Below are 1511 nucleotides of genomic sequence, written 5' to 3'. Positions count from 1 at the left end.
CAATGTCATTAAGTTAAGAAATTCAAATACAATTCTGTATTTGGGTTTCTTTTTTTATGTGCTAAACTGATAGTTAAGGAGGTACTTCCCATGATAAAACAGATAAAAGCCCACTTGAATAAGAGTATTCAGAGTATCCTTGGTCAAAAAGTTGAGCTCGTCAAACAAGATGAACAGGCCTTTACTCGTAAAAGAAGGTTATCACTAGAAACCATGATTCGTACCATTCTGGGAATGGGAGGAAAATCACTGTCAAAAGAATTACTAGATGCTAGACTGACAGTTTCAAATTCAGCCTTTGTTCAAAGACGCTATCAGATAAAACCTGAGGCTTTCTATACCTTATTTAAAGAATTTACAGCACCTATTCCACTTAACACCAATCTTCCGATATTCGCTGCAGATGGGAGTGATATCTGTATTCCTCGAAATCCCATGGATACAGAAACCTCTATCCAAACCCAAACGGATGTTAAATCCTATAATCTCATACACATAAATGCCCTATACGACTTGACGACTGGAGTGTATAGAGATGTTTCTATTCAAGACAAACATACGCAACATGAGCGCTTAGCTCTGATTCAGATGATGAAGGCTTGTCCCTTTCGAGAAAGCTCTTGTTATCATGGATAGAGGCTATGAAAGTTACAATCTCATGGCTCATTTTCAAGAAAAAGGATGGCTTTATATCATCCGAATTCGAGATGGAAAACAATCCATGCGTTCCTCCTTCAACTTGCCAAATACAGAGTGTTTTGATCAAAACTTTTCTCTAAAATTATCACGAAAACAAACCAATCAGCTCAAAAAACTTTATCGTGATTTCCCCAATGACTATCATTTTATTCCACACAATTCTACTTTTGATTTTCTTCCAGAAACAAGTCAAAAACATGACCCTGTTGAACTATACCAACTTCCTTTTCGTTTGGTGCGTTTAGAAGCGGAAGAAGGAAAATACGAAACTTTAGTGACAAATACAGACTATTCAGTCCAACAATTAAAAAATCTCTACGCCAGCAGATGGGGCATAGAGACTAGTTTTCGTGACCTGAAATACAGTATTGGCTTGGTCAATTTTCATGCCAAAAAGAAGGAAGGGATTCTCCAAGAAATCTTTGCCCGATTTACAAATTTTAACTTTTGTCGTTGGGTAACCTCGCAAGTTGCCATCGACAGTAGTCACAAAAAGCAAAGATATAAAGTGTGTTTCTCAGATGCGACTTATGCCTGCCGTTTGTTTTTTAACGGTTCCCTTTCTTCTCTCCAGTTGAAAAACTACCTCAAGAAACAGTTATCTATTATTAGACCGAATCGAAAATATCCAAGAAAAATAAAGGCCCAATCGGTAATTGATTTCATCTATAGAGTAACATAAATCTCAAAAAATAGGGTGAAAAAACCTTTATTTGTCATGCAAAAAAATAGAAGATAGGATAGAGAATCACTTTGATGATCTCAATCCTATCTCCTATTCAAATAGTTAGATTACTAACTTAATGACATTG

At 36.1% G+C, this 1511-nt stretch carries 1 pseudogene; it reads left to right on the top strand.

The annotated features are described in order from the left end of the window. The first annotated feature begins 90 nt into the window (after nt 1-90). A pseudogene (locus tag QM911_RS09795) lies at nt 91-1381 on the top strand (IS4 family transposase). Nucleotides 1382-1511 lie beyond the last annotated feature (130 nt).

This window comes from Streptococcus infantis (assembly GCF_047460825.1).
Classification (GTDB): domain Bacteria; phylum Bacillota; class Bacilli; order Lactobacillales; family Streptococcaceae; genus Streptococcus; species Streptococcus infantis_V.
The sequence above is the reverse complement of the archived record's forward strand: the minus strand, read 5'-3'. Positions and strand labels throughout refer to the sequence as shown.